This window comes from Nocardia sp. NPDC050793 (genome assembly GCF_040654065.1).
Lineage (GTDB): Bacteria > Actinomycetota > Actinomycetes > Mycobacteriales > Mycobacteriaceae > Nocardia.
The window spans coordinates 421,728-442,175 of sequence record NZ_JBFAHG010000005.1 but is presented as its reverse complement, the minus strand read 5'-3'; the positions used below and the strand labels follow the sequence as shown (position 1 = coordinate 442,175).

Here is a 20,448-nt window from a genome sequence, read left to right as displayed (position 1 = left end):
AGTGCGGGTTTCGCACGCTAGCTGGTGGTGCCGGATTGGGGGACTACGCCGGGTTGGTCGGTGTGAGAGGAGCCCTGGTTTTGGGCGTCCGGGATGGGACCGGTGACGCCGGGTTGGCCGCCCAGGTCGGGTAGCGGCAGGGTTTCGCCGGGCGGCGGGGCCGGTGCCGGGGTGGGTGGAGGCGGAGCTTCGGGAGTGGGTGGTGGCGCGGGGATGTCCTGGGTTGGCGGGGGCGCCTGCTGAGTTGGTGGTGCCGGGGGTTCTTGGGTGGGCGGTGGTGTGTCCAGGGTTGGGGGAGCCTGGGTGGGTGGTGGCGCGGGGATGTCCTGGGTTGGCGGGGGCGCCTGCTGAGTTGGTGGTGCCGGGGCCTCTTGGGTGGGCGGTGGTGTGTCCAGGGTCGGTGGCGCCTGTGTGGGGGGAGGTGCCGGGGCTTCCTGGGTAGGAGTCGGGACGTTCTGATTTGGCGGCTCGTGGATCGGCGGCGGTGCCGGAGCCTCTTGCATAGGCGGCGGCGTGTTCTCGGTTGGCGGTGCCGGGGTGCCCTGAGTTGGCGGTGGCGTGTCGACGGTTGGCGGCGCATGGGTGGTGGGCGGTGCCGGTGCCTCCTGTGTAGGCGGCGGCACGTCCTGGGTTGGCGGTGCTGGAGCCTCTTGCGTCGGCGGCACATCCTGGGTCGGCGGTACCGGGGTGTCCTGGATAGGCGGTGCGTCCCCGGTCGGCGGTGCCTCGGTGGTCGGCGGTGCCGGGGTCTCGTGCGTCGGCGGCCGGACGTCTTGGGAAGGGGGCGCGTCGGGGGCAGGGGTCTGCGATTCCGGGGACTCGGGTTCCGAATGGATGGGCGGCTCGGACTGCGAATCCGATTCCGGTGGAATGCTTTCCGTTCCTCCCGGGGCCTCGCTGCCCGGCGCGCCGTACCCCGTCGAACCGTTCGACGACTGCGGGATCACTCCGGCATCCGGAACTGCCGACAGCACAGGCGGTTCCGGCAGGGCGGGGACGCCGTTGGCCGCCATCGTGTAGGCGGGCTTGTACACCATGTTCATCGCGAGCACGGCTTCCTGCCGCAGCGCTTCCTGCGCCATCTGCGCGTCGATGACATTCGCCGCCTCGAGCAGTTGCGCGATGGCGCCGATCGGCCCTGAGCTACCGGGCGGCACGACGGCCAGTTTGACCGCTTCGGCCGCCGCCGCCACGCCGCCGAGCCGCGCGCCGACCTGTCCCATGACGGCGCTGAGTTCGTCGACGGAGGCGGCGAAGCTGCGGGTGCTCGCGTAGGCGGCGCCCGCGGCTGCGCCCTCCCATTCCATGCCGTTCATGACGCGGTCGGCGCCGCCGCGGGTGAGCGGCATCGACGTGGCCAGCGCGGCGGCGACCTCGAGCCAGGTGACCGAGGCGCGCAGGATTTCGCCCGCGTCGATCTGCTGGGTCTTGGCGTAGATCTCCTCGTGTGGCATCGACTCGAAGTGCTCCATCGAGTTGATGTAGGTGGGGTCGGTGCCGGTCATCGGGGCAGCCTCGTTTCCACCGCGCGCAGCGCGGCCGCGTTGGCGGCGTCGGCTTCTTCGTAGAGTCCGGCGCTGATCAGGAACGCTTCCTTCATGCGGTAGGCGGCCTCGATGTAATGGTCGAGCAGTGCCGCCGCGTCGCGGGCTTTGTGTCCGAAGCCGGCCTGTAATTGCTGCGCCGAGACGAAGCCGCCGAATCCCTGTAGTTCGGCTACGGATTCGAGCCGCTGCTGCAGATAGATCAGCCGGTCGGCCTGATTGTCGTACATCTCGGCGCACCGCCGCGCGGCGTCCGGATCGAACTTGACGGTGCCTGCCTGCGCTTCCTGCTTGAACCGCGCTATATCGGCTCGGCTGGTCTCGATCGTCATGCGCACCCCCGTTGATCGGTCGGTCCGCCTAAGCCTAATGGGTGCCGCCGGACGGAGTCCGTCCAAATCGTGCGCGTGGCCACAGCAGAGGCAAGGCACGCCTAATACGTGCTGGGCTAAACGGAATCCAACGCCTGAAGCCGCCGCTCACCTCGCTCGAGCCGGAATGCGTTTCTGCAATTGCGCGGCGATCTGCTCGGGGGAGGCGGGCACGATGTGCACCGTGTCGCCCGCTTTGATCAGGTAACGCCCGTCCCCCTGCACATCGATCCAGGTGTAGTGGATCGCGGGGCCCGGTTCGTCACGGTCCAGCCGCGCTTCGATGCGCAGGTGTCCTTCGGCGGTGTGCGGTTTGAGCAGCAGCCTGCGGATGAGGGTCGCGGCGGGTTGGGCGGCGACGACGGTCTCGGTGTCGCGGACCGCGGCGGCGGTGGCGGCGCGGGCGGGTTCGCGCCCGGCGGGTGTTCTCGGAAGCAGCGTGGCGATGCGGCTGCCGAGCTTGCTCGCGTGCCCGATCGAGATACGCACGCGACCGCCGAAATCGGTGCGGGCGCCGGGTTCCTGGATGGCGAGCACCGCGCGGTCGTACACCGCGCAGGCCAGCAACCGCAGCTCGCTGTTCGGGGTGTGCGCGCCGCCGATGGCCACGATCCTGGTGTGGGGTTCGGCGAGGATCCGCAAGCAGGCCGACAAGTCAGGGTCGGCGCCGAGCGGCAGGCGCTGGTTCAGCTGGGAGCGCAGCGCCTCGGCCTCGTATTCGGTGCGCGGCGTCTCCAGGATGCGCAGCGGGTACGGGTGACGATCCACGTCTGTTTCCCGCCATATGTGGGCGAACTCGTCCGGGGTGAACGTCCAACCCACGCCGAATCACTCCTCACCGAACCCACCGAACTGCCCGCAGCATAACGGTGTTACGCATCGCGCGACGAACTTGTCCGGGAACTGGTACCACTGGATCAGGGGCTAACGCCGCGCCGACAACTCGGATATATCCAGACAAACCCTTGGTTTTCGCGCGGCCGATCGTGGGCCCGGGGCGCCCGGCTCCGGCGCGTCGATCAAGGCGATGGGAGAGATGCCGTGCAGGTACTCGGGTCGTGGGACGAACGGGCGAGGATCGCCGCGCTGGCGGGCGGCAAGGCGCGCGGATTGCACACCGTACAGAACGGCGGTTTCCGCGTCCCCGACTGGGTGGCGCTCGGCACCGACGCGTTCGAGCGCTTCCTCGCCGAACACGAACTGGCCGAGCGGGTTTCCGCGATCGGCGCGGCGGACGATCTCGAGCGCGCGCTGGCGCTTGGCGCCGATCTGCGCGCCGCGATCGGGTCCGCGCCGCTGCCCCCCGACCTGCGGGAGCTGATCGCCGACGGGTACGCGAGGATCGGCGGCGGGCCGGTCGCGGTGCGCTCCTCGACGGTCGTCGAGGACGGCGCCGAGCACTCCTACGCGGGACAGTTCGACTCCTTCCTCAACGTCAACGGGGTCGCGGCGGTGGCCGACCGGGTGCGGGACTGCTGGGCGTCCGCCTTCTCCGAGCGGTCGATACGGTACGCCTTCGCGCGGTCGCGTCCGGTCGGCGGCGCGCCGGGCGTTGTGCTGCAACGGCTGGTGTCCGCGCGAGCCAGCGGCGTCCTGTTCACCGCGAATCCCAGCACGGGCGCGCCGGGGGAACTGCTGATCAGCGCGGTGTACGGCCTCGGTGAGGGTCTGGTGTCCGGCGCGGTGGACGCGGACACCGTCACCGTCGAGAAGGCGACTGGCGCTGTGCTGGACATGATTGTCGGCGACAAGGACAGCAGCTACACCCCCGCCGCTGAGCAGGGGTGCGAAATCGGCGAGGTGGCGGCGGCGCTGCGCGAGCGCGCCGTGCTGACCGACGCCGAGATCGCCGAGCTGACAGAGCTGGGCCGCAAGATCGAAATCGTCTGCGGCGCACCGCAGGACATCGAGTGGGCGCTGGACGACATGGGACTGTGGGTACTCCAGTCCCGTCCGATCACCACCGTGCCCGCGAACGCACCGGACGCACAGCTGCGCGGCGCCGGTGAGACGCTCGCGCCCGGCGAACTGCGAATCTGGGACAACTCGAACATCATCGAGAGTTTCAGCGGCATCACCTCCCCGCTGACCTACACCACCGCGGCGGGCATCTACGGTCGCGTGTACCGCGGCTATGCCGCCTCGCTGCGCGTGCCGCCCGCCCAGCTGCGGCAGACAGACGCCTGGACTCCGGTGCTGCTCGGCTACTTTCACGGCAGGGTGTACTACAACCTGCTGCACTGGTACCGGATGGTGGGCATCGCGCCGGGCTACCCGCTCAACCGCCGGGTGCTGGAGGCCGCGCTGGGTGTGGCCGAGCCGCTCGCGGACGACCTCGCGAAAACACTGCGGCCCTTCACCTTCCGCAACCCGCTGGCCCGATTGCGATCCCGCGCGGTGACCACGGCGACCTATCTGCGGCGGCTGTTCGGCATCGACGCCATGGTCGAAGACTTTCTCGCCGAGTTCTACCGCGTCTACGACGAATACGACGGACTCGACTACGCGTCGCTGTCCGGCGCGGAGGTCTATGCCGCCTACCGCAGGGTCGATCGCGATCTCGTCGAGCGCTGGGGTCCGTTGATGGTGCTCGACGCGATCCTGCTGACCTGCACCGGCCTGCTCTACGCGCTGACCAAGGCGCTGCTGCCGAAGGCGCCCGAGTGGTTCCGCTACGCGGTCGTCGGGCCCGGCGCCGACGTCGAATCGGCCGAGCCCGCCCGCGCAATGACCGCGCTCGCCAGATCGGTGGACGCGGATCCGGAACTGACGGCGCTGGTGCGGTCGACCCCGCCGGACCGGATGTTCGCCGCACTGGCCGACCACCCCGATTTCCGCGCCGAGGTCGACGCCTACCTGGACCGCTACGGCTACCGCAGCCTGGACGAGCTGAAGCTGGAGACGCCGGATCTGCGCGAGGACCCGTCGGGTCTGTTCATCATGCTGCGCAGCGCGCTCGGCCGGGTGCACGAGGCGGCCGCGCCGCCGGATCGGCGCGACGAAGCCACAGCGCCGTCGGATCGGCGCGACGAAGCCACCGCGCCGCCGGATCGGCGCGACGAAGCCACCGCGCCGCCGGATCGGCGCGACGAAGCCACAGCGCCGTTGGATCGGCGCGACGAAGCCACAGCGCCGTTGGATCGGCGCGACGAGGCCGAGGCCTATCTCGACGCCCATCTGCGCGGCGCTCGCCGCCGGGTCTACGAGCGTCTGCGGGGCAAGGTGTCGCGGTGCGCCGCCCATCGCGAGCGCCTGCGGTTCTGTCGCACCAGGGCCTTCGGCATGGTGAAGCGGATGATTCGGGCGATGGGCCGTGACCTGGTCGAACGCGGCGTGATCGACGAGTTCGCCGACGTGTTCTACCTGACGGTGGACGAACTGCGCGGCTGCTACGAGGGCGCCGACACCGGGACGTTGCGCGCGCTGGTCGCCGCCCGCAAGGCGCAGCGCGCCGCCGACGCGGAGCTGGTCGCGCCCGCCCGGTTCGTCACAAGGGGCGGCGCGTTCGGACGCGCGGAACTGGCCGCGCAGGGCTGGGTGCCGGTCCGCGAGATGCCCGCGGCGACCGTGGGCACCGTGCTCGGCGGCACGCCCTCGGCGGCGGGGATCGTGGAGGGCGAGGCGGTGGTCGTCGGCGAGCCGAGCGACGTGGCGGGCGGCATCCTGGTGGCCTACCGGACGGACCCGGGCTGGGTCGCGGCGCTGCCCTCGGCGTCGGCGCTGGTGATCGAGCGCGGCAGCCCGCTGACCCACGTGGCGATCGTGGCGCGCGAACTCGGGGTGCCGACCGTCGTCCAGGTCAAGGACGTCACGAAGAGAATACGGACCAGTATGCGAATTCGGGTGGACGGAACGGCCGGAACGGTTACTGTGCTGTCCGAAGGAGATCGCCGCGATGGTACCTGACAAAGATGTTGCGGCCGTGCGAGATTGGCTCCTGCGGCCAGCGCGGGAGACCGGGGTCCATTTCGCCGACGAGGCCGACGGCTGGGAGTTCCGCAGCTACCACGAGCTGGCCGAGCAGTCGTGGTCCATCGCCGCACTGATGCGCGAACACGGATTCGCGGGCGGCGAGGGCGCCTGCGTGATCACGCCCACCGGATTCGCCTGCGCTGCCGCCTTTTACGCGGTCTGGGCCTGCGGCGGTGTGTTCACGCCGATCGCGCCGCCCATGTTCGGCGATCTCGACCAGATCATCGCGCACATCGCCACCATCCTCACCGCCGCCAGGCCGCGGCTGGTGGTCACCTCGTCGGAATTCGAGGACCTGGTGCGCCGGGCGGCGGTCGCGGCCGATCGGACCGACGAGCCGCTGGTGATCGGCGCGAATCTGCCGCAGGCACCCGGCCTGCGCGAACTGGGCGTACCAGCCGACTGCGCGTTGTTGCAGTTCACCTCGGGTTCCACCGGAACGCCGCGCGGGGTGCGCGTCAGCTGGCACAACCTGGCGAACAACATCGCCATGATTTCCCGGCTCATCGAGTGGCGCACCGGCGAGGCCATGGTGTCGTGGCTGCCGCTCTACCACGATATGGGTCTGGTCGGCGCGTTCCTGACGACCGTCACGAACCAGGGCGACCTCTACCTGATGCGCCCCGACCAGTTCGTCCGCGACCCGGCCCGCTGGCTGCGTGCGATGGCCTCGGCTCAGCACTCGCCCTCGCCCTCGTTCGCGTTGGGCTATGTGGCGCACCGGGTCCGGGCGGACGAGATCGCCGATCTGGACCTGTCCGGCTGGCGCACCCTGGCCGTCGGCTCCGAGCCGGTGGAGGTGGCCGATCTGCAATCGTTCGCCGAGCTGACGGGTCCCCGCGGGTTCTCGATGGATGCCTACACCCTCGCCTACGGCCTGGCCGAGGCCACGCTCATGGTGACCTCATCGGCCCGGCGTCGGCCGATCACCGCGCTGCGCCTCGACACGCCGAATCTGCGGTTCGGCCAGCCCATTCGAGTGCTGGCCGAGGGGAAGCTGGACGACGCCCATCGGGTCGAGGGAGCGGGCTGGATCACCGGCCTGGGTTATTCGACACCGGAATCGACCGTACGCGCCGTGGACGAGGCGGGGCGGGAGCTGCCCGACGGGGTGTTAGGCGAGTTGGTGGTCGTCGGTGATTCGGTGGCCATGGGCTACACCGGGGAAGGCGAGGGCGGCGCAACCAGGATCCGGGACGGGGAGCTCTACTCCGGCGACGCCGGATTCCTCTATCACGGTGAGGTTTTCGTGCTGGGTCGGATGGGCACCAGCCTCAAGGTGCGCGGGCGCTCGGTGTTCATGGAGGACGTCGAATCCCGCGTCGCCCGGGAAACCGGCATCACCAAAGGCAAGCTGGCCGCCGTAGCGCTCACCGAGCTGGGCTCACCCGGCATCGCGTTGTTCGCCGAAGCGCCGTCCGGTGAGTGGATCAGCCAGGCGCGCAGAGTGATTCGCGGTGAGCTTGGTCCGGCCGCCACCATCACCATCGTCACGGGCCCGCGCGGCATCATCCGTCGCACCTCCAGCGGAAAGCCGCGCCGCCGCCACCTGTGGCAGCTGTTCCGGGACGGCGGACTCGCCGGGGCGGAGGTCCACGAGGCCGACGGAACCACCGGATCTATCACCGGGGCATCGGCGAGTTCCGCTGAACCCGCCCCCGCGCTGCCCGTGGAGCGAGTGCGGCAGCTGCTCCACGCCGCGCTGGAAAGCATTGCACTGCCCGATGATTCGGCGGTGCTTTTCGAGGGCTCGCTGGCCGAGGGCTTCGGCAACGAAGGCTCCGACGTGGATTTTCTCGCGGTCGTCCCCGGAGCGGAGAACCTGCCGACCTTGCCGACGGTCCTGTTCGTCGACGGTCGCCGCGTCGAGGTGCGCACCCGCTCGGTGGCACAGCTGCGGCGCCAGCTCGAACAGGCCGCCACGGGCGATCCGGCCGCGCTGGACGAGGACCTGCTCAACCGCTGCCAGCGTTTCCTGCGCGCGACGGTGGTCCGGCTCGGCGCGGTGGACCTCGACAGTCTGCGGGCGCTCCTTCCGCACGACGACTTCCGAATTCGGATGTCGGACTGGTGGACCGCCCGCGCGGTGCACGCGCTGCGCTACGCGGCGGCGCTGCGTACGCTGCGCGCGTCCGACGAGGCGAGCGAATGGGCCCGCGACGGACTGTTGCAGGCAGTGAAGGCCTGGGCCGCCCGCCGTGGCGAGACCTACCTCGAAACCAAATGGCTGCCAAGCCAACTGGACCGGATCGGCGCTCACGCTTTCGTCGACCGTTACCGGGAACTGAGCCATCCAGCCGCATGGCCGATCGCCGACGACGGTGTCTACGGCGATCCGTCGACCAACGGCCACGTCCGCCGCACCGAAGACACTACCTGGCAACAACTTTGGGAGTTGGTCACCGATCTCGGTATCGAACGATCCGACGACCCGCACCGCATCCTGTTCGCCCGCCGCCCCGGCGTGACGACGTGGACCATCGGCGGCCGAGTGCACGTCGTCCGCGACGACCGCGACGTCTTCGCGCTCTCCGACGACGCCGCCCGCGCCTGGCGATCGGTGGTCTTCAAGCATTCCCTGCGCGACGTGCTCGGCCGTGCCCCACGCGACATCGCCACGGAGCTGGCCGAATTCGTGCGCCTCGGCCTTGTCGGATTGCAATGGCGGGGCGCGGGCCCGATCGAACCCGCGCTCGCCATGTGCAAGCCCGTCGCGCCCTACACACCGGTGCCGAGCGCGCACCGACCCGCGCTTGGGCTGACCGGCGCGGCCAGGGACGACGCGATCGTCACCCTGGCACCGCTGCCCGCACGGCGTTTCACCGAATGCGCTCTGCACCTGGTGTGGTCGAACATCGTGCTGGAGAACGCAAGGGAGGATCTGGCGGGCGCGGTGAAGAACGGTCAGGGCGGTGTCGCCGAGATCGCCGCGCACCGCCTGGTCGCTATGGCGGTGCGGGTGTTGCTGTCCGCCTTCGGTATTCATCCGCTGCCCGCCGACGTCGCTCCGGCCGTCACGGTCGCGCGCTCGGTGCCGCCCGGCACACGGCGGCGCGCGGAGGTGCTGGCGCAGCTCGATGCCGCACGCGGGGTGCGGTTCTCCGAGCTGTTGCGCGGCGGCGACACGATGGCGGGACTGGCGATCCTCGACGATTTCGTCGCATTGGTGCGCGAGGTGGCGGGTGGCGCCGACGCGGCGCTCGTCTTCCCCGCATCCTTCGACTCGCGCGAACAGTGGCGGCGCACCTTGGCCATCGGCTACGACTGGTTGCGCCTGGCCGCCTACCTGAACACCGACCTGCCTCTCGACGAGGCACGCGACCTGCTCACCACCGGTGGCCACCAGCCCCATCTCCGGGAAAGCGAACCCTCATGACCGCCGCCGTCGACATCTGCGCCCGGGTGCGCCGCCTCGTCCAGACCATGGCGCCGCAACCGCCCGCCGACCTCGCCGACGAGCACCGCCTCGTGGAGGATCTCGGCTTCGACTCGCTGCGGTTGATGGAGCTGACCGTGGTGCTGGAGCGGGCTTTCGAGCTACCGAGGCAACGTCCCGAGGATCTCGTGGGGGTCCGCCGGGTCGGCGAGGTGATCGCGCTGGTCGCGGGCGCAGCACGGGGGAACGATCATGGGTGAGCGCGAGACCGTGCTGGTCACCGGCGCGACCGGCCTGGTCGGCGCCGAGGTGGTCGCCCGGCTCTCGGCCGCGAGCAGGCCGGTCGCCGCGGTGCTGCACAGCAACGCCGATATCGTCCGCAACGACGGCACGGTCCTGGAGGCGGGCACTCCCGTCGCGGGCGACATCCGCCGCCCCGGCTTCGGCCTGTCGGCGCGCGACGCCGCCGACCTGGCCGAGCGTGTCGGCATGATCGTGCACTGCGCGGCCACCACGGCATTCGACGCGCCCGCCGCCGACTACGACGAGCTCAACGTGCGCGGCGCCGAACACGCGATCGCCCTGGCGCGGGAGTGGGACGTGCCGCTGGTGCACGTCAGCACCGCGTACGTGTGCGGGATGCGCGGCGGAACCGTCGGCGAGGACGAGCTCGACGTCGGTCAGTCGTTCGGAAACGGATACGAGCGCAGCAAGTTTCGCGCCGAACAGTCGGTTCGCGCGGCGGGCGAGCAGGGACTCCAGTGGGCGATCGTGCGGCCCGGCATCGTCACCGGCGCAGTGTCCACCGGGGAGATCCGCGAGTACAAGAACCTGTACACCGTCGTGAAGCTGATGGTCGAGGGCAAGCTGCGGACCCTGCCCGGCCGCTACGACGCGACGCTGGCGCTGGCGCCGGTGGACCACGTGGCCGACGTGATCGCCGCGGCCGTACTGGATTTCGACTCGGCGAGTCTCCGCACCCTGCACGCGCTCGGTCGCGACGCGCTCTCGCTGCGCGAGGTGTCCGACGTGCTGGCCGAGTACCCGTCCTTCGAGGTGGCGACCTTCGTGCCCGAATCGACGTTCGCCGAAGAGGATCTGGATCCGGTCGAGCGCGAGTACTACCGCCGGATCGGTGCGCTCTACACCAGCTACTTCGTGCGCAGGCTCGACTTCGACGCCACACGTGCGGAAATACTGCTCGGACGCCCCGCGCCGCCCACCGGCAAGGAGTACCTGCGCCTGCTGCTCGACTACTGCCTGGAATCCGGCTACCTCGGCGTCCCGCTGCCCTCGATCGACGAAGTGTTGGCCGCCAACGGTTTCGGCGGGGCGACGCGATGACGGCGATGCCACTGGATCGGAGCGGCGCGTCGCTGCACGCGCTGCTCGCCGAGCTGACGCCCACCCCGGCCAAGATCGACGCCTACGCGGACGACACGTATGTGCAGGAGGCCGTCGACCAGCTCGAACGGCTCGGCATCGATCCCGTCGGCTTCGCCAGGCAGCACTCGCTGCTGCTGCTCAAGCCGGACGCGATCGTGGCGCGCGCCGTCGAGCCGACCCTGCAATGGTTGCCCGCCAACGGTTTCCGCGTCGTCGCGGCGCACCGGATGCGCGTGAACCGGCATTTGGTGCGCGCGCTGTGGTACTTCGCGTGGAACATCGCCTCGCCCGAGCGCAGGCGGCTGGCCGACCTGCTGATCGACATTTCGGAGGTGCTGGTGCTGGTGGTGCACGGCGCCGACGACGCGCTACCGGTGCCGGTCCGCCTCACCGAGGCCAAGGGCGCCACCGATCCGCGCAAACGCAAGCCCGGCGAACTCCGCTACCTGCTCGGCAGGCACAACTTCCTGCTGAACCTGGTGCACACGCCCGACGACCCGGCCGACGTGCTGCGCGAACTGGCCGTCTATTTCGACGAGGACACCCGCGCGGATCTGCTCGGGCAGGCGGCGGCGCGGGTGGACCGCACGGCGGCAGTCAGCGCGCTGGCCGCCGATCTGTACGCGCGGGTCCCGGTCCGCAGCTTCGACCGGGGCGACGCGCTGCGCTCCGTCCTCGACGCGCTGCGCCGCGCCGGAATCGACCCGGGCCCAGCAGAAGACGCGGACGGCGCGCGGCTGCTGTATTCGGCGTGCGCTGCGGGCGTGGAGCTGGATCCATGGTCTGTCCTGGTGCTCGGGTCCTATGTGCTTCCGATGCGGGTCGGTACGCGGTCGCAGACGCTGCCGCCGGTGGCCGCGCGAGAATGGTTGGAGGGCCGATCGTGACAACACACGCGGCAGTCGAAAAGACCGCCACGCACAACCGCACCATCCCCAGGCAACTGGCGCACCGCTGCGCGGTCTCGGAGGTGTTCGTCACTTCGCTGGACGCCATCGGGCCCGACGCCTTCCTGGTCGGCGCGCAACTACCCCGCATGCACGCCTATTACGGCGACCACGCCGGATCGCTGGGCATGCGCCACGACCCGCTGGTGGTGATGGAAGCGGCGCGGCAGGCGGCCATCGCCGTGACCCACGAGTTCTGCGGCGTTCCCGCGGATATGGCATTCATCGTGCGGACCTTCAACGGCACAGGCTCGGACACGCCGGCGTGGGAGATCGGCATCGCCCCCGCGGATCTGGTGATGCAGGTGCGGGTGCCGCGCAGGCACCACCGCGGCGAAGTGTTGCAGGGCCTGGACATGGTGCTGGAGATCTTCTCCGGCGGCGAGCCGATGCTCACCGTGGACGGTTCCTTTTCCTGGACGACGCCGAGACAGTGGGCGGCGTTGCGTGATCAATTCCGAGAAAGCCTGGGACTCGGCGCCTTTCATGGCGCGTCGGCTCTCGGTGAGCGCGCCGAGGCAGCTGTGGTCGGCCGGGAGAACCGGCGAAACGTCGTGATCGCGCCCCCGGAGGCCGACGGCCGCATCACCCGTGCCGCCCTCGTCCTCGATCTGTCCCACCCTTTTCTGTTCGATCACCAGCTCGACCATGTGCCTGGCAGCCTGCTGATCGAGGCGTGCAGGCAGACCGCGCTGAGCATGGTGCTGCGTGCCCAGCCCCGATTGGTCTGTCTGGCAAGCACCTTCGACCGGTTCGTGGAACTGGATCTGCCCGCCGAGTGCGTCGCCGAGATCACCGAGCCCGGCCTCGACACCACCGTCGTGCACTGCGAGATCCGGCAGGCGGGCGCCGTCGCCGCTCGGCTCGACCTCGAATTCGACGCGGACGCTCTGGATTCCGAGTCGATCGGCGGACCACGGTGAACGCCGCCGAACTGCTGCGGACGACCCGCGCGTTCCGCAGGCGGCTCGACCTCACCCGTCCCGTCGACCGCGCCGAGCTGCTGGACTGCCTCGACACCGCCGTGCACGCGCCGAGCGGCACCAACCGGCAGCCGTGGCGCTTCCTCGTCGTCCAAGATCCGCGCATCCGGCAGCAGATCGCGGAGTACTACCGCAAGGGGTTCGCGGCGTACTTGTCCGCCCGGACCCCGCGGCCGGACCAGCTCGGCGACCTCGCGTCCGGCCGGTATCTGGCCGAGCGCATGCACGAGGTGCCCGCGCTGGTGCTGGCGTGCTCGCTGGGCCGCCCGCCCGCGACCGGTTCGGCGCTGCACCTGGCCAGCTTCTACGGCTCGATCTATCCGGCCGTCTGGAATTTCCTCCTTGCACTGCACGATCGGGGTCTCGGCGGCACCATGACCACCGCGCACCTGGCCTACGAGCGCGAGGTCGCCGAGCTGCTGGCGATTCCCTTCGACGAGGTCACGCAGGTCGCGCTGCTTCCGGTCGCGCACCTGCGGCCCGGCCTGCCGAAGCGGGCCCCGCGCAGGCTGCCGGCGAGTGAGGTCACCGCGTGGGAGCGGTGGGGTGGGGCATGAGCGAAGGCAGTGAGCGAATCATGTGCCAGCGCGCGTCGCGCATGCCGGAGCCGAGCGCCAGCGAGGCGAAGGCATGAGCAGCGAGGTGCGGGATCCGAGTCCACTCGATTCGGTGCGGCGCCTCGCGCGCTTCACCGCCGTGATGTACAAACCGTACTACCTGCTCTACGCCGTCGTCTTCGTGCTGGCCTTGGAGGGAACGGCCGCCCTGGTCTCCCAACCGGAGACGCCGTGGCGGCCGAGCGGGGCTACTGTGCCGCGCATCGTGGTCGTCGCCCTCGTGCTGCTGTACCTGCGGATGGTCGACGAACAGAAGGATCTGGACTACGACCGGGTACACAATCCGGATCGGCCACTGGTCACGGGTGAGGTGAGCGCGGGCGAGCTGCGCGCGGCTATGGGCGTGCTCGCGGTCGGCGCGGTCGGCGCGAGTCTCGTCCTGGCGGCGGTCTCCGGCGTGGCGATCGCCGCGGTCTTGGCGTACGGGTTGTTCCTGTGGGCCGTGGAGCGATGGTCGACCGCAGTGCGCACCGGCATCGTGCTCAATCTCGTTGTCACGTATCCGATTCAGATTCTGATCGCCGGTTACGTGCTGATCTCGGCGATCGAGACCGGGGAGGTCGCCGCCCGCTGGCAGGCGGTCGCCGTCGTGGCGGTGTTCGCGGGCGCGTTCCTGCATTTCGAGTTCGCCCGCAAGACCGCACGGGAACGGCGTCCCGGGGAGCACCTGTACTCGAATCGACTGGGGGTCATGGGTTGTGTGGTCGCGATCCTCGGGTTCGCCGGCCTCGCGGTGGCGGTCGACCTGGTGCTGGTGCAGCCGTGGGAGCGCAGCGGTGCGCATGCCGTCGTGGCCTGGATTCCCTTGGCGCTCTTGCTGATCCCGGCGTACGGAGAATGGCGGTTCCTACGTTCGGACGAGCCCGAGCATCCGGTCCTGCCCGCCGTCGCTTTCGTGTTCGGCCTCTACCTAGCGCTCATCGCGCAGGCGGTGGTCTGCACGACCTGAGCGTCAACCGCCGTAGCGCCGGATGAAGTCCTGATCGGGGTCGACGGCCGGGAGGTCGTAGTCGGACGCACCGGGGCCGACGTAGATCTCCTCGATGTGCCGAGTGGGCTCCGCCGGGAGATGCCGCCAGTGCGCGCGTGGGTCTTCGGATCGATCGCGAGATTCGTCGTGTGCCAAGGCTTCCCCCTCTGGATCACTACCACAATGCTACCGATCGATCGGGCATGCTTCGAGAATGTTGTCGGGTGACGCGGTGGGGATGACGCGCAGCAGTGTGAAACCATAGCGCGCCAACAGGTCCCGGTATTCCGAGGCGGTGCGTTCGCGGCCACCGGCGTTCACCAGCATCTCGATATCGATGTACTTGCCGGGATGCGGCCGATTGTGCTCGGGCAGCACCAGTTCGACGAGCAGCAGCCGCGCGTCTGGGCGCATGGCGGTGTGCAGCGCGCGCAGAATCCGGCCCGCGTCCGGTTCCGGCCAGTCGTGGATGATGTGCTTGAGCAGATAGGCGTCGCCGCCCTCGGGCACGGACTCGAAGAACGATCCGGCCGTGACGGTGCAGCGTTCGGCCACGCCGCGCTCGGTCAGATCCGGCGCCGCGTCGGCGACCACCTCGGGCAGGTCGAACAGGATGCCGCGGGATCGCGGTGCGCGGCGCAGGATCTCGGCGAGCAGGCTGCCGCGTCCGCCGCCGACGTCGACGATGGTGTCGTAGCGCGTGAAATCGTGTGCCGCCAAGAGTGGTTCGAGGGCGAGCGTGTTGATGCTCGTCATCGCGTTGTCGAACAGCTCGCCGAGTTCGCGGTCGGTCTGCAAGTAGTCGAAGAACGGCATCCCGTTCACCCCGGTGCGCACCGTCATCCCGGTGCGCACCGCGTCGGTGAGATGCGACCAGTGGTCGCGATGCCGGGCGGACCCGAAGAACAGGAACGCGTCGCGCAGCGAGACCGGGTTGTCCCGGCACAGTGCCCGCGCCTGCGGAGTCAGCCGGTAGGCGCCGTCGCGTCGCTGCGCGAAGATGCCGTGGCTGATCAGCAGGCGCAACAGCCGATGCAGCGCGTCCTCGTCGGCGCCCACCGCGGCGGCCAGCTCCGACCCCTGCCGCGGACCGCGGGCGAGCTCGTCGGCGATGCCGAGTTCGGCGGCCGCCGCGATGGCCTGCGTCAGCCAGCCGGACGTCATCATCTCCATCAGCGCGATGTGGCCGGGAACCATCCTTCGATACAGCACGGCCAGCGCGGCGCGAAAACGTTCGACGGCGTGCAGCAGGGGAAGGGGCGGCATCGTGGTTCGTCCGTAGGCCATAGGCGGTCCGTTCCATCGGTCGGTCGTCGGCACTCACGCTCACCGAGCAGCGTACGTCCCTCGACCGGCCGTTCGGCGGATTATGCAGGGGGCGAAGCGGGGAAGCGCCGGTATGTCGCCGGCCGGGTCCGCGGCTCACCTGGGGTGCAGCGTCACCGGCAGCTTGGACGGCGAGGGCACGAAATCGAGGGTGGTCGGCCGCACCCGATACTTCGGATCGGGTGTCGGCCGCCAGCGCGCGAACAGCGCCGCGGTGGCGAGGGTGACGGTCATGACGGCGAAGTTGTTGCCGGGACAGTGCCGCGCTCCCACGCCGAACGGCAGGATCGCCTTCTTGTCGATCTCCTCGACCCGTCCGGCGAACCACCGATCCGGATCGAAGGTTTCGGGCGCGGGGTAGTAGCGCTCGGTGTGGTGCACGAGGTACGGGCTGTACACCACCATCGCGCCGTCGGGCAGGGTGACGCCGCCGACGGTCACCGGCCCGTCGGCGGTCTGCGTGCTCACCCACGGCCCCCAGAACCGCAATGTCTCCAGCACCACAAGCCGCAGATACGGCAGCGCGACCACGTGATCCGGCCGGACCGGCGCCGTGCCGACGAAATCGTCCAGCTCCCTGCGCAATTCGTCGCCGACGTCGCGGTTGCGCATGGTCTCGTGCCAGACCCAGGCCATGATCGAAGCCGTCGAGCCGACGCCCGCAGCAAGCATCAGGATCAGCTCGTCGACGATCTCCTCGTCGGACAGGCGCGCGCCTGTCTCCGCGTCGGTGTGGCGGACCAGGGCCGAGAGCACGTCGTGGAAATCCCGGTCTGCCCTGCGATATTCGGCGACCACCGCGCCGATCTGCGCCCGCAGTGCGGCGGACTTCGCGGCGAAGCGGCGATTCGCGATCACCCGGAGCCGTCGCACCGGCGGCGGCAGCGCGGCCCGCTGGATCACCTGGCCGAGCAGCCAGGGAATGTTGTCGCGCACTTCACGTTTCGCCGACGCGCCGAAGTCGGCGGTGAACAGGGTGGCCGAGATGATGTCCAGCACCAGCCGGTGCGCCTCGTCCACCAGGTTCAGCTCGCGATCGGCGGGGAGTCCGTCCGCCCACGCGTTGGCCAGCTCCGCGGCGACGGCGGTGTACTCGGCGAGCCTGCGCTGACGCAGCGCGGGCGCGATCATGCGGCGGCGCAGCTCGTGCGGTGTGCCGCTGAGTACGTTCGACGCGCCGCGGATCACCTCGCGCGTCGCGTCCCGCAGCTCCTCGCGGTGGAACGACCCGGCCTCGCCGAAGCCGACCTCGCGGATCAGCTCGGGCGTCGTCAGGACGTAGGCGGGGCGCGGACCGAGGTAGATACGCACGATCGGCCCGATCTCGGCCAGCCGGGCGACGAACGGCAGCCCGCCGCGCAACGCGGCGAGGCTGTGACCGAGCAGCGGGAGACGACCGGGGGCGGTGGGAATGGCCGCCTGCGCCGAGGCGCGGTCGGCACCGCCCGTCAGCTCGGTGTATTCGGCGACGACCCGAGCGGTCAGCCGCGACTGCCGAGCCGTATCGGCGAACTCGCTCAGCACCTTTCGCATCGGGATCAGCCGCGCCGGGTCGGCGGCTAGGTCGCGCAGTGTCGCGGCGATCGATTCGACCGAGGGATCGGATGTCCGGACACCGCCGCCCGCAGGCACCGTCTCCGCGAGATCGGGATCGCAGTAGACCACCGGCAGCCCCATCGCCACGGCCTCCAGCAGCGCCATGCCTTGGGTGTCGAATCCCGTGGAGGGGAACAGCAGTACGTCGTGCGCCGCCATCGCGGTGAGGCACTCGAGCTGGGACACGCCGCCGTGCAGCCGGACGCGGTCCGTGAGCCCGCCCTCCTCGATCGCGGCGCCGGCCGTGGCCTCCAGATCTCCGGTGCCGTACACGTCCAGCGTGCAGCCGGGCGTCCGGCGCACGGCCTCGATGGCTTCCAGCAGCCGCTTCTCCGGCGACAACCGCGCGCACCACAGCACCCGCAGGGGCGCCGGGTCTTCCGCGACGGTGCCGGTGAAAGTCGCTGTGGCCTTTTTCGTTTCGCCGCTGTCCGCCGAGTGCGTGGTCGCGGCGGCGGCGCGGGCCTCGTCGAGCAGTGCGTCGTCGATGCCGTTGGAGATCACCCGAATCGGGCGATCCAGCCCGTGCGCGCGGAACCGGTCGGCGAAGTGCTCGGTCGGCACGATCACCCGGTCGGCGGCGCGCGCGTGGTTCACCATCGTGTGCCAGGCGTGCCGCGCCGCGCGCGATTCGTCGTTGCGCGACAACGATTCCCGATGCGGAACGAAGCGGCCGTGCAGAACCCGCACGGCGAGCGCGGACAGGTACGGCGTCGGCGACGTGTGCTGGATGAACGCGTCGTCGCGGCTGTGCACCGTCTGCACGACCGGAATCCCGTGGCGGCGTGCGGCGCGCAGCCCGGCGACCGCGACGCCGTAGGTGGTGTGCAGGTGCACGACGTCGACCGGACCGCGGGCGGTGATGGCCGCGTCGATGCGGCGAGTGTTCTCCGACGTCGGCAGCACCATCGCGAATCCGTTCACCCGCACGCCCGCGAGTGCCGAAAGGACCACCAGGTCGGGGTCGGGTTCGGTAGATTCCGGCGTGGGTGCGGCGAACACCGTGACCCGGTGACCGGCACGTGCCAGACCGCGCCGCAGGGCGTTCACCGATGTCTGGATTCCGCCGAGAGTGGCGGGATGGAAGTCGGTGAACAACGCGACGTGCATGGCCACCACCGTACGGACGCAGGAGGTCCGATGAGGGAGAATCGCGCCGACCGGCTGGAGGCGACGGCATGAGGGTGGCGATACCGCTGACCGGCACGCGCGGGGACGTGCAACCCGCGGTGGCACTCGGTGTGGAACTGCGCCGCCGCGGCCACGAGGTGACCGTCGGCGCTCCGCCCAATCTCGCCGATTTCACCGCACGCGCCGGGCTGACCGCGATTCCGTGCGGTCCGGACGTGCAGCAGCTGTACGCCTCCGACGAGGGGCAGCGCGCGCTGGCCGCGGGCAGCAGCTTCCGCTTGATGCAGCTGGTCGGCAAGCAAATGGCCGACTACGCCGAGCGGATGAACCGGGAGGTGATCGAGGTCTGCCGCGACGCCGACATCATCGTCTCCACGCTGCTCACCGAGGATCGGGCCGCGTCGGTGGCCGAGGCGATGCGGGTGCCGATGGTGACCATGCACGGATTTCCCGGCCGGAAGAACGGGGCGTATCCGTTCCCCGGCGCGCTGCCGCCGCACTGGCGTCCGCCCGCCGCGGTCAACCGCGCCACCTGGACGCTGGCCGAGAACTTGCGGCGGGTGGTGTTCCTGCGCTACCTCGACCAATTGCGCCGCGAACTCGGCTTGCGCAGGTCGGTGGCGAGCCCGGCGGCCGTGCTGGATCGCCGCGGCGTGCCCGAGGTTCAGATCTACGACCGCGCGCTGGTGCCGGGTCTGGCCGAGGAGTGGGGCGAGCGCAGGCCGCTGGTCGGCTTCCTGCCGCTCGAGCGCTCGGCCCGCGAGGCGGTCGGTGAGCTCGCCGCCGACCACGGCGAGGTGCTGGCCTGGATCGCGGAGGGCGAGCCGCCCGTGTACTTCGGATTCGGCAGCATGCCCATCAGGGACACGCACGCGGTGCTGGCCATCGTGGAGCAGGTCTGCGCACGGCTCGGCAAGCGCGGGCTGGTGAGCGCGGGATGGAGCGATCTGGACGCCGCGAACGCCGAGACCGGCCCGAACGTGCGGGTCGTCGGACCGCTCGCGCACGACATCGTCTTCCCGTTGTGCGTCGCGGCCGTGCACCACGGCGGGATCGGCACCACCTTCGAAAGCCTGCGCGCGGCCCTGCCGACACTTGTCTGCTCGGTGTCGTTCGATCAGCCGATGTGGGGCGGTCAGGTCGAACGGCTCGGGGTCGGCGCACACCTGCCGTTCCAGCGGCTGGACGCGGAGCGGCTGACCGAAGGCGTACGGACCCTGCTCGCCCCTGAGACCGGGCAGCGGGCGAAAAACTTGGCAGCGCAGCTGAATTCGAGCTCGGACGCGACCCAGCGGACGGCCGACATCGTCGAGCGTGCCGCGACGTGATCCCGACCGTGTCGCGGCGGCCGGTGGCGCCGAACCGGCCCTCCCGCACCATGCCGACCTCGGCGGCGACGACCGCGTCCAATGCCCTCGGTACCCGCCCGCCGAGCCCTGGTGGGACGACGCGCGCGCTCGCCGGGCGCGGATGAGGCGGCTGGGGGAGGCGATCGCGGATTCCGCGGTCATGTTCCGGCGCGCGACGCGCCGCACCCTGCGCAGCCGAGACACCTTGATCGTCTCGCTGCTGCTGCCGATCCTCATCATGCTGTTGTTCGTCTACGTTTTCGGCGGCGCGATTCAGGTCGGCATGCCCTACCTGGATTACGTGCTGCCGGGAATCATCCTGCTGTGCACCGGTTTCGGTGCTTCCATCACCGCGACGGCGGTATCGGCGGACATGATCTCCGGCGCCGTGCAGCGGTTCCGCACGCTGCCCGCCTTCCGGCAGGCGCTGCTGGCAGGGCACGTGGGGGAGGGCGTCGTCCGTAACCTCGCCGCCGTAGGCATCGTGCTCGCGATCGCCTTCACGCTCGGATTCCGTTCCGGCGCGGGCGTGTTCGACTGGATGGCGGCGTTCGGGCTCATCGTGCTGTTCGTGCACGCCGTCACCTGGATCGCCGTCGCCCTCGGCGTGCTGGCCAGGAGCCCGGAGGCCGCGGGCGGGTTCACCTACGCCGTCATGTTCGTTCCCTACGTCAGCAGCGCGTTCGTCCCGATCGACACCATGCCGGGCTGGCTGCGCCCGTTCGCCGAGCATCAGCCCGCCACACCGGTGATCGGCACCGTGCGAAGTCTCCTGGCGACCGGCGGAGCAGGGCAGGCCGTCGCGGCGGTACTGTGGTGCCTCGGACTCACCGTCATCGGATACGGCTGCGCCGCAGTGCTGTACGCGCGGCGATGACCT

At 70.2% G+C, this 20,448-nt stretch carries 16 protein-coding genes; 10 read left to right on the top strand and 6 right to left on the bottom strand.

Features of this window, described 5'->3' with window-relative positions:
• Window positions 1-17: 17 nt before the first annotated feature.
• From AB0H50_RS20100 to AB0H50_RS20090, 3 genes are all read right to left on the bottom strand, one after another.
• A complete protein-coding gene (locus AB0H50_RS20100) occupies window positions 18-1,505 on the bottom strand; it encodes a hypothetical protein (RefSeq protein ID WP_357454556.1) in 1,488 nt (495 codons plus the stop codon).
• On the bottom strand, window positions 1,502-1,876 hold the full coding sequence (locus AB0H50_RS20095; RefSeq protein WP_357454553.1) for a hypothetical protein: 375 nt from the start codon (window positions 1,874-1,876) through the stop codon (window positions 1,502-1,504). The genes AB0H50_RS20100 and AB0H50_RS20095 overlap by 4 nt, the downstream gene beginning before the upstream one ends.
• Before the next feature lie 147 nt (window positions 1,877-2,023).
• Window positions 2,024-2,737: an ESX secretion-associated protein EspG gene (locus AB0H50_RS20090; RefSeq protein WP_357454551.1), complete on the bottom strand. Its 714-nt coding sequence runs from the start codon at window positions 2,735-2,737 to the stop codon at window positions 2,024-2,026.
• A 219-nt stretch (window positions 2,738-2,956) separates the two neighbouring features.
• On the opposite strand from AB0H50_RS20090, the gene AB0H50_RS20085 reads away from it, so the two are divergent.
• From AB0H50_RS20085 to AB0H50_RS20050, 8 genes are all read left to right on the top strand, one after another.
• The gene (locus AB0H50_RS20085) at window positions 2,957-5,821 is read left to right on the top strand and encodes a PEP/pyruvate-binding domain-containing protein (protein ID WP_357454548.1); all 2,865 of its coding nucleotides are present in this window, start codon (window positions 2,957-2,959) and stop codon (window positions 5,819-5,821) included.
• Between the two features lie 16 nt (window positions 5,822-5,837).
• Window positions 5,838-9,263 carry an AMP-binding protein gene (locus AB0H50_RS20080; protein WP_357454545.1) on the top strand — a complete coding sequence of 1,142 codons (3,426 nt, stop codon included), beginning with the start codon at window positions 5,838-5,840 and terminating at the stop codon, window positions 9,261-9,263.
• Complete coding sequence (locus AB0H50_RS20075) at window positions 9,260-9,523, top strand: acyl carrier protein (RefSeq protein ID WP_357454542.1); 264 nt, start codon at window positions 9,260-9,262, stop codon at window positions 9,521-9,523. Before AB0H50_RS20080 ends, AB0H50_RS20075 begins: the two co-directional genes overlap by 4 nt.
• Window positions 9,516-10,607: an SDR family oxidoreductase gene (locus AB0H50_RS20070; RefSeq protein WP_357454539.1), complete on the top strand. Its 1,092-nt coding sequence runs from the start codon at window positions 9,516-9,518 to the stop codon at window positions 10,605-10,607. Before AB0H50_RS20075 ends, AB0H50_RS20070 begins: the two co-directional genes overlap by 8 nt.
• Before the next feature lie 5 nt (window positions 10,608-10,612).
• Window positions 10,613-11,536: a nucleoside-diphosphate kinase gene (locus AB0H50_RS20065; RefSeq protein ID WP_357454536.1), complete on the top strand. Its 924-nt coding sequence runs from the start codon at window positions 10,613-10,615 to the stop codon at window positions 11,534-11,536.
• The gene (locus AB0H50_RS20060; RefSeq protein WP_357454533.1) at window positions 11,533-12,519 is read left to right on the top strand and encodes a ScbA/BarX family gamma-butyrolactone biosynthesis protein; all 987 of its coding nucleotides are present in this window, start codon (window positions 11,533-11,535) and stop codon (window positions 12,517-12,519) included. The genes AB0H50_RS20065 and AB0H50_RS20060 overlap by 4 nt, the downstream gene beginning before the upstream one ends.
• Window positions 12,516-13,136 (top strand): nitroreductase family protein, encoded by a 621-nt coding sequence (locus tag AB0H50_RS20055; protein WP_357454530.1) that lies wholly within the window; start codon window positions 12,516-12,518, stop codon window positions 13,134-13,136. Before AB0H50_RS20060 ends, AB0H50_RS20055 begins: the two co-directional genes overlap by 4 nt.
• A 73-nt stretch (window positions 13,137-13,209) precedes the next feature.
• Window positions 13,210-14,145, top strand: coding sequence for a hypothetical protein (locus AB0H50_RS20050; RefSeq protein WP_357454527.1), 936 nt, complete (start codon window positions 13,210-13,212; stop codon window positions 14,143-14,145).
• A gap of 3 nt (window positions 14,146-14,148) precedes the next feature.
• Here the strand turns inward: AB0H50_RS20050 and AB0H50_RS20045 are convergent, their stop codons facing one another.
• The 3 genes from AB0H50_RS20045 to AB0H50_RS20035 form a co-directional block, all read right to left on the bottom strand.
• Window positions 14,149-14,322 carry a hypothetical protein gene (locus AB0H50_RS20045; protein WP_357454524.1) on the bottom strand — a complete coding sequence of 58 codons (174 nt, stop codon included), beginning with the start codon at window positions 14,320-14,322 and terminating at the stop codon, window positions 14,149-14,151.
• Window positions 14,323-14,352: 30 nt separating this feature from the next.
• On the bottom strand, window positions 14,353-15,453 hold the full coding sequence (locus tag AB0H50_RS20040) for a methyltransferase (RefSeq protein ID WP_357454522.1): 1,101 nt from the start codon (window positions 15,451-15,453) through the stop codon (window positions 14,353-14,355).
• A 135-nt stretch (window positions 15,454-15,588) separates the two neighbouring features.
• Window positions 15,589-18,198: a cytochrome P450 gene (locus tag AB0H50_RS20035; protein ID WP_357454519.1), complete on the bottom strand. Its 2,610-nt coding sequence runs from the start codon at window positions 18,196-18,198 to the stop codon at window positions 15,589-15,591.
• Window positions 18,199-18,266: 68 nt separating this feature from the next.
• On the opposite strand from AB0H50_RS20035, the gene AB0H50_RS20030 reads away from it, so the two are divergent.
• Together AB0H50_RS20030 and AB0H50_RS20025 are read left to right on the top strand one after the other, a co-directional pair.
• A complete protein-coding gene (locus AB0H50_RS20030; RefSeq protein ID WP_357454516.1) occupies window positions 18,267-19,547 on the top strand; it encodes a glycosyltransferase in 1,281 nt (426 codons plus the stop codon).
• Complete coding sequence (locus tag AB0H50_RS20025) at window positions 19,534-20,445, top strand: ABC transporter permease (RefSeq protein WP_357454513.1); 912 nt, start codon at window positions 19,534-19,536, stop codon at window positions 20,443-20,445. Before AB0H50_RS20030 ends, AB0H50_RS20025 begins: the two co-directional genes overlap by 14 nt.
• The last annotated feature ends 3 nt before the right edge of the window (window positions 20,446-20,448 follow it).

What these genes read in the sequence shown, in the direction of transcription:
- AB0H50_RS20100 (WP_357454556.1), bottom strand. Translation starts at nt 1,505, where the DNA reads ATGACCGGCACCGACCCCACCTACATCAACTCGATGGAGCACTTCGAG.
- AB0H50_RS20095 (WP_357454553.1), bottom strand. Translation starts at nt 1,876, where the DNA reads ATGACGATCGAGACCAGCCGAGCCGATATAGCGCGGTTCAAGCAGGAA.
- AB0H50_RS20075 (WP_357454542.1), top strand. Translation starts at nt 9,260, where the DNA reads ATGACCGCCGCCGTCGACATCTGCGCCCGGGTGCGCCGCCTCGTCCAG.
- AB0H50_RS20070 (WP_357454539.1), top strand. Translation starts at nt 9,516, where the DNA reads ATGGGTGAGCGCGAGACCGTGCTGGTCACCGGCGCGACCGGCCTGGTC.
- AB0H50_RS20065 (WP_357454536.1), top strand. Translation starts at nt 10,613, where the DNA reads ATGCCACTGGATCGGAGCGGCGCGTCGCTGCACGCGCTGCTCGCCGAG.
- AB0H50_RS20050 (WP_357454527.1), top strand. Translation starts at nt 13,210, where the DNA reads ATGAGCAGCGAGGTGCGGGATCCGAGTCCACTCGATTCGGTGCGGCGC.
- AB0H50_RS20040 (WP_357454522.1), bottom strand. Translation starts at nt 15,453, where the DNA reads ATGGCCTACGGACGAACCACGATGCCGCCCCTTCCCCTGCTGCACGCC.
- AB0H50_RS20035 (WP_357454519.1), bottom strand. Translation starts at nt 18,198, where the DNA reads ATGCACGTCGCGTTGTTCACCGACTTCCATCCCGCCACTCTCGGCGGA.
- AB0H50_RS20030 (WP_357454516.1), top strand. Translation starts at nt 18,267, where the DNA reads ATGAGGGTGGCGATACCGCTGACCGGCACGCGCGGGGACGTGCAACCC.